Origin of the sequence: Erythrobacter sp. (assembly GCF_036351135.1) — a bacterium.
Taxonomy (GTDB): Bacteria; Pseudomonadota; Alphaproteobacteria; order Sphingomonadales; family Sphingomonadaceae; genus Erythrobacter.
The window spans coordinates 81205-87638 of sequence record NZ_JAZBON010000022.1; the positions used below are offsets into that span (position 1 = coordinate 81205).

The 6434-nt window shown below is 64.5% G+C and carries 7 protein-coding genes; 2 read left to right on the top strand and 5 right to left on the bottom strand.

Annotated features, from left to right (window positions below):
- Positions 1–142: 142 nt before the first annotated feature.
- The 5 genes from V2I30_RS06270 to putP form a co-directional block, all read right to left on the bottom strand.
- A complete protein-coding gene (locus tag V2I30_RS06270) occupies positions 143–877 on the bottom strand; it encodes an extensin family protein (protein ID WP_330661228.1) in 735 nt (244 codons plus the stop codon).
- Positions 878–994: 117 nt separating this feature from the next.
- On the bottom strand, positions 995–1387 hold the full coding sequence (locus V2I30_RS06275) for a VOC family protein (protein WP_330661229.1): 393 nt from the start codon (positions 1385–1387) through the stop codon (positions 995–997).
- 63 nt (positions 1388–1450) lie between these two features.
- A complete protein-coding gene (locus tag V2I30_RS06280) occupies positions 1451–2170 on the bottom strand; it encodes a cytochrome c biogenesis CcdA family protein (RefSeq protein ID WP_330661230.1) in 720 nt (239 codons plus the stop codon).
- A 25-nt stretch (positions 2171–2195) separates the two neighbouring features.
- Positions 2196–2597: a thioredoxin family protein gene (locus V2I30_RS06285; RefSeq protein ID WP_330661231.1), complete on the bottom strand. Its 402-nt coding sequence runs from the start codon at positions 2595–2597 to the stop codon at positions 2196–2198.
- A gap of 93 nt (positions 2598–2690) precedes the next feature.
- A complete protein-coding gene (gene putP, locus V2I30_RS06290) occupies positions 2691–4172 on the bottom strand; it encodes a sodium/proline symporter PutP (RefSeq protein WP_330661232.1) in 1482 nt (493 codons plus the stop codon).
- A gap of 262 nt (positions 4173–4434) precedes the next feature.
- Between putP and V2I30_RS06295 the strand changes: the two genes are divergently transcribed.
- Positions 4435–5217, top strand: coding sequence for an SDR family NAD(P)-dependent oxidoreductase (locus V2I30_RS06295; protein WP_330661233.1), 783 nt, complete (start codon positions 4435–4437; stop codon positions 5215–5217).
- A gap of 30 nt (positions 5218–5247) precedes the next feature.
- Positions 5248–5988 (top strand): hypothetical protein, encoded by a 741-nt coding sequence (locus V2I30_RS06300; protein WP_330661234.1) that lies wholly within the window; start codon positions 5248–5250, stop codon positions 5986–5988.
- Positions 5989–6434 lie beyond the last annotated feature (446 nt).

Here is a 6434-nt window from a genome sequence, read left to right on the forward strand (position 1 = left end):
GGACGGGCGACAGACGAGTTTCGCTCGCGGTGCCCGAACGGCCCCGACATGCCTCACGGTATGTCGGGGCCGTGTCGCGTCCGCTACGTCTTACAGTCATGCCTTGGCGGGCCAGCGCGACCGAGAAGGGGCATACCCTTGTTTAGCGGCAGAAGCGCCGGCCGGGATCCTCGAGGTGGAAATGGTCGTGGTGCGCGCGGTTGTATTCCGGGCCGAGCACGGTGCCGAAGCGTTTGCAGGCGCTCGCCTGGACCACGCGCAGGAATTCGCGCTCGGCCGCGGTTCCGCCGTTCCAGTCCTGCGCCAGCGTGACCCGCCGGCCATCGGCGAGGACGAAGGCGGAAACGTCGATCGCCGCGGCACGCGCATGGGCCGAGCGGCGGTTCGAACCCCCGATATTGCGGCAGGCATAGCTCCCCATAGTCTCGATCCTCGCGAGCGGGCTGCCGAGGATCTGGCGCGCGGCACGGTCGACCCCAAAGCGCGCCCATTCGCCGAACGTATTGGCAAGCTCGCATTTGACCGGGCCGAGATTGCTCACGCCGAAATCGCCCTGGTCGCCTGTTAGCGAGGAAAGCCGAACCGCACCCAAAACGTTGCAACCTGGCGCTCCATATTGGTCGGCAAGCGCGCTGAACCGGGCTCCGGCTGCGTTGAGGTCTCCGATACATGCGCGTATCTCCGGTCGCTCGGCGACGCCGCGAGGAGCCGAGGTCACCCGGCGCGGCGAAGCGCGCGTCGATCCGGTGGCGTCGGACGAAGGTGCTCGGGCGGACGCTCCACCGCCCGGCCCCGTGGGGACGATCGACCCGCAAGCGCCGAGCGCCAATGCGGCGCAGGCAGCGAATGTCAGATTGCCGAGTGTTTCACGAACCATCGATCCGAGCCTAGGCGAACCATGGTGAACGCACCACTAACCCTTGTTTAAACAGCTTTCGAACCGGCGTCATGGACGATCAGCTGCCGCGGGAATGCGAGCGCAGTTCGCCGGCAGCTAAGCCGGCAACTCATCCACAACCTGTTCCCACAGCTCGATCTTGACCCCGTTCGGATCGAGCAGCCAGGCGAACTTTCCGTAGCCCTCATCGGCAGTGCCGTGCAGCTCCACGCCCTTCGCGTTTAACTGCTCAACGAAGCCGTCGAGATCGTGAACGCGCAGATTGATCATGAAGCCGCCTTTGCCCGGCTTGATGTATTCCTCGTCCTTGAAGTGGCTGATGAGCGAATAGGGGTTTGCCTTTGGCTCGTCGGACCAGGCGAATTGCGGGCCGTAATGGCCATCGACGCCCAATATGTCGCGATACCATGCGCGCGTCGCCTCGGGGTCTCCGACGACGTAGAAAACGCCGCCCAATCCCGTGACCCGTGGTTCGTCTGCGGTGTTCACTGCTCATCTCCCTCTTGTCCTTCCAGAGTGCATGATGGACGCAAGCGGCGGGCACAGCAAAGGCTAGAAGGAGGTGGTGAACATGATCACGCTCTCCGGTAGCGCGTCCAGCACGGCGATCTCGACCAGTTTGTCTAACCCGGTCAGGACCATTAGCCCGACGACGAGCAGTGCAGCGCCGAAGAGCGGTTTGCCATATTGCGCAAGGGCCAAAAGCGTCTCGCGCCGGTCTCCGATCGCCTTGCGAGAACCATAGGCGAAGGCGAGGATCGAGGTCGCAACGCCCAGGCCGAAGACGAGGAAGATGAGGAAGCTGGCGATGAGGTCCTGCCCCTGGCTCGCCGCCGCGATGGCGACGCCCAGGGTCGGGCCGACACACGGCGCCCACACGACGCCGAGCAGCAAGCCGACGGCGAACTGGCCGTGCCAGCCATCGCCGCTGATCTGCGCAAGCCGTTGGTTGCCGAAATTGGCCACCGGCGCCGCGGCGGCGGAGAGTGCGGCCTGCGCGCGCGGCACCAGCAGGACCGCACCCGCGACTGCGAGCATGGCGCCGGCCAGTGCGCGCACGATCTGTTCGTTGATGCCGAGCGAATAGCCGAAGGCGATTACGGTGAAGCCGAACAGGGTGAAGCTCGTCACCAACCCGCCGGCGAGGGCGAGTGGTCCCAGCCGGCTCTTACCCAGCGCCGAGGCGACGAGAATGGGCACGAGCGGGAGCACGCATGGGTTGAGGATCGTCACCAAACCGGCGACGAAGGAGAGGGCGGTGGAGCCAAGCATAATCGTTCAGCCGAAACGCGTTCGCTTACAGCGCGCCGAGCACGACGCCGCGAAGGCGCGAGCGATCGGTTTGCGCAATCGAGCGCGCGACCTCTTGCACCCCGTCGAAGACGAGCACGGTCGATTGCCGGGGCACGCGGTGGGCGCGCAGGAAGGCTTTGTCCTCGTCGAAGTCGACTTTCACGAACAGCGTGTCGGCGCTCTGATGCTCGCGGCGCAGTTCGTCGAGGATCGGAGCCTGGGCGCGGCAGGTCGGGCACCAGTCGGCGTGGACGTCGACGACGATCGTCTTGCCCTTCCTCTGGGCCATCGTGAATTCGGCTTCGTCATAGGGCGTCCAGCCGGTGTTGCCGGTCTGCGCGGCGAGTTGCGTCGCACCGACGAGGATCGCGCCCAGCGCGGCGATGAGGAGAAAGAGACGGGTCATATCAGGCGAACTCCAGCAGCGATTGCCGACCAGTGGGGCAGCTTGCACCGTGCAGTTCGCGGGAATGACGCCGCAGGTTACAGGTTCGTTCAATTATTGCGCGGGCTGGACGCTCGGCTCGCTTCCCTGGGTCGCCTTGCTCACCGCGAGGATGGCGAGGAATGCCGCGATGAAGCCGGGGACGATTTCGTACAGTCCTTCCCCTCCCACAAGCTCGCCATCGAGTCCCAGCGCGAGCCAGATGCCGACCACTCCGGCACCCGTCACCAGTCCGGCAAGCGCGCCGGCCCCGGTCATACCGCGCCAGGTCAGGGCAAGGATGATCAGCGGTCCGAACGCCGCCCCGAACCCGGCCCAGGCATGCGCGACAAGCCCCAGCACATTGCTGTCCGGATCGCTCGCGATAACGATGGCCGCGAGTGCGACCAGCGCGACGCAGACCCGCCCGACATTCACCGCCTCGCGCTCGCTTGCGCCGCGGTTCAGGAACAGGCGGTAAAAGTCTTCGGTCAGCGAGCTGGAGGACACCAGCAGCTGCGAGGAGATGGTGCTCATGATCGCGGCGAGCAACGCGGCATAGAGAAAGCCGGTGATCGCCGGATGGAACAGGAGTTCTGCCAGCAGGATGAAGATCGTCTCCGGATCCTCGACCGCGATCCCGTTCCCCTCGGCATAGGCGCGTCCGGCAAGCCCCATCGCGACAGCGCCGATCAGCGACACGGCCATCCACGACAGGCCGTAATTGCGCGCGCGCGCGACGCGTTCCACCCGGTCGATCGCCATGAAGCGCACGATGATGTGCGGCTGCCCGAAATAGCCCAGCCCCCAGGTCACCGCGCTGACGAAGCCGAGCAACGTTAACCCCTCGGTCAGGCTCAGATACCCTTCCACCGGCACCGCGGCAAAGGACGCGTCTGCGGCTCCGCCATCGCCGAAGATCACGACCAGCGGCATGATGACGAGCGCCAGCATCATGATGATGCCCTGCACGAAATCGGTAAGGCTGACCGCGAGGAACCCGCCGACCATGGTGTAGGCGAGCACGATACCGCAGGTGATGAGGATGCCGAGCGTGTAGTCCGAAAGCCCCGTCGCCGGCAGCGCCCCAGCAAACGCGGTTTCGAACAGCTTGCCGCCGCCGACGAGCCCGGCGGCGGTGTACACCGTGAAGAAGACGACGATGACCAGGCCGCCGATCACCCGCAGGCCGGTGCCCTGATCGGGGAAGCGGTTGGCGAGGAATTGCGGGATGGTGAGCGCGTTCCCGTAAGCCTCGGTCTGGGCGCGCAGGCGCGGGGCGACGATGAACCAGTTGGCAACGGCGCCGGCGAACAGCCCGATCCCGATCCACGCCGCCGACAGCCCGGCAAGGTAAAGCGCGCCCGGCAGGCCCAGCAGCAGCCAGCCCGACATGTCCGATGCGCCGGCGCTCAGGGCAGCGACCGACGGCGGCAGGTTGCGCCCCGCGAGCATGTAGCCCTCGGCGGTGTCGGTCGAGCGACGCCAGGCATAAAGGCCGATGGCGATCATCAGCGCGAAGTAGAGGCCGAGGCTGGCGAGCGTGGCGACATTCATGTGATCGATCCCATGGGGCGGGCCCCTAGCAAGGTGCGATACGATTGGCCATCGGGCCGGCAATCCAACAGGATGGAACACATGGAACACGGTCCTGGAAGGAAAAGTCCGGGCCGCGGTTCTGCGCCAAAAGTCATAGGGAACAACGGGTTGGGGGCGATCTGCATAACCCGGAGCCTTATCGGGGCAGAGCGGAGTAGGAAAGCATTGCGGGTTCAAGAGTTGGATGCTCGAACCCGCGTTTCACGAAAGGCCCCCTTGCATGACCGACCTCACGCGCTTCACCGGAAGAACCGTTATCGTCACCGGCTCCTCCTCCGGCATCGGCGAAGGGATCGCCCGGCGCTTCCACGCGGAAGGCGCCAATGTCGTCATCAATGCCCGCAGCGAGGAAGATTGCCGCAAGGTCGCAGCCAGCCTTGACGAAGAGCGCGTGCTGGTCTGCCCGGGCGATGTCAGCAAAAGTAGCTTCGCCGATGGGATCGTCGCGAAGACCGTCGAAAGGTTCGGCGGGCTCGACACGCTTGTCAACAATGCAGGCGTTGGCGGGTCGCACATGCTGCATAAGGTCGATGACGAGGAGATCGACCGGATCATCGACATCAACGTGAAGGGCGTCCTCTATATGAGCCGCGCCGCGATCCCCCATCTTCGCAAATCGGGTGGCTCGATCGTCAACATCTCGAGCGTCTCGGGGATCGGCGGGGATTCGACGCTGCCGGTCTACAACGCGTCCAAGGGCGCGGTGACGAACCTGACGCGTGGGCTGGCGCAGCAGATCGGCGGAATGGGCGTGCGGGTGAACGCCATCAACCCCTCGGTCACGCGCAGCGACATGGTCGACGGCATCCTCGACAACGAGCCGTTGCTGGAAGCCTTCATGCAGCGCATTCCGATGGGCCGGATCGGCGAACCGGCAGACATCGCCGCCGCCGCAGCCTTCCTCGCCAGCGAGGACGCGGCCTTCATCACCGGGGTCAATCTGCCTGTCGATGGCGGGGTCAGCTCCTCGAACGGCCAGCCGAACTTCCTGGCTTATCGCTGATCGGCGGGCCAGCGGAAGCGTGGTTGCGTGATGGAGAGCGATGCACTGTTGACGCTAGGGGTCGCGCTGCTCTTTTGCGCGGTGCACCTGTTCATGGGAAAGCTCACCTTCCTCGACGTTCAGCCGCGCAGCCGCTGGTTGAGTTTCGCGGGAGGCGTCGCGGTCGGCTATGTCTTCCTACACATCCTGCCCGAGCTCGCCGCGCATGGGGAGGAACTCGCTTCGTCGACGGGCCTGGTCCCGGTGTTTGCCGAGAGCCTGATCTACGCGCTGTCGCTCGCAGGTCTCGTCATCTTCTACGGGATCGAGCGCGCGGCGATCGTCACCGGGGCGCGCCGCGACGAGGACGGCAATGCGCGCATCTTCTGGATCCACATCATCGCAACAGCTGCGCTGGCGGCGATCATCGCCTATCTGCTGAGCCACCGCGAAGACACCGCCGCCTCGGGCCTCGCGCTTTATACCGGCGCGCTGCTGATCCATTTCGTCACCGCCGATTTCGCCGCGCGCAGTCACTTTCCCCAAGCTTACGACGCGCGCGGGCGCTGGGTGCTGGCAGTAGCGACACTGGCCGGCTGGGCAGCAGGGTACGCCTGGCGCCTGCCCGAACTCGCAATCGCCTGCCTTTTCGCCTTCCTCGGCGGCGGGATGGTGCTGATCGTGCTGAAGGAAGAGCTACCCGCGCAGCGCGAAAGCAGCTTTCTGCCGTTCCTTGGTGGAGCGCTGATTTATTCGGCCCTAGTGTTGGGCGAGCATCTTGCCGCTCATTAGGGGCTTTTTTTTGCCAGCGAGGATGCAGCCTTCATCATTGGCATCAATCTGCCGGTCGACGGCGGGGTAATCTCTTCAAATGGACAGCCGAACTTCCTGGCTTATAGGTGAGTTGGAAAGGAGAGCGACTGTCCGCTTTCGACCTCAATTGCCGAAATTCGTTTAGCGGTACGAATTGCAACCCAGTGCGCTTGTAATTGTAGCCCTTCGTAGCCATCTAAAGTTCAGCTACCAGTCGTAATCGACGGTCTTTGCTTTCCTCACCGAAAGCCCTTTCCCTCAGTTCCGCCTTATAGTCGCAGCCGGGTCTATTCTGGCGCGCTGCACATTCGTCTGAAGGAAATCCACATGACACATTATGGCAAGATCAAGAGCTACGACAGCAGCAATGGCACCGGCTCGATCACCCCGGAAAAGGGCGGTGACGCGCTCCGCTTCAAGAAGGC

What these genes read in the sequence shown, in the direction of transcription:
- V2I30_RS06285 (WP_330661231.1), bottom strand. Translation starts at nt 2,597, where the DNA reads ATGACCCGTCTCTTTCTCCTCATCGCCGCGCTGGGCGCGATCCTCGTC.
- putP (WP_330661232.1), bottom strand. Translation starts at nt 4,172, where the DNA reads ATGAATGTCGCCACGCTCGCCAGCCTCGGCCTCTACTTCGCGCTGATG.
- V2I30_RS06270 (WP_330661228.1), bottom strand. Translation starts at nt 877, where the DNA reads ATGGTTCGTGAAACACTCGGCAATCTGACATTCGCTGCCTGCGCCGCA.
- V2I30_RS06280 (WP_330661230.1), bottom strand. Translation starts at nt 2,170, where the DNA reads ATGCTTGGCTCCACCGCCCTCTCCTTCGTCGCCGGTTTGGTGACGATC.
- V2I30_RS06295 (WP_330661233.1), top strand. Translation starts at nt 4,435, where the DNA reads ATGACCGACCTCACGCGCTTCACCGGAAGAACCGTTATCGTCACCGGC.
- V2I30_RS06300 (WP_330661234.1), top strand. Translation starts at nt 5,248, where the DNA reads ATGGAGAGCGATGCACTGTTGACGCTAGGGGTCGCGCTGCTCTTTTGC.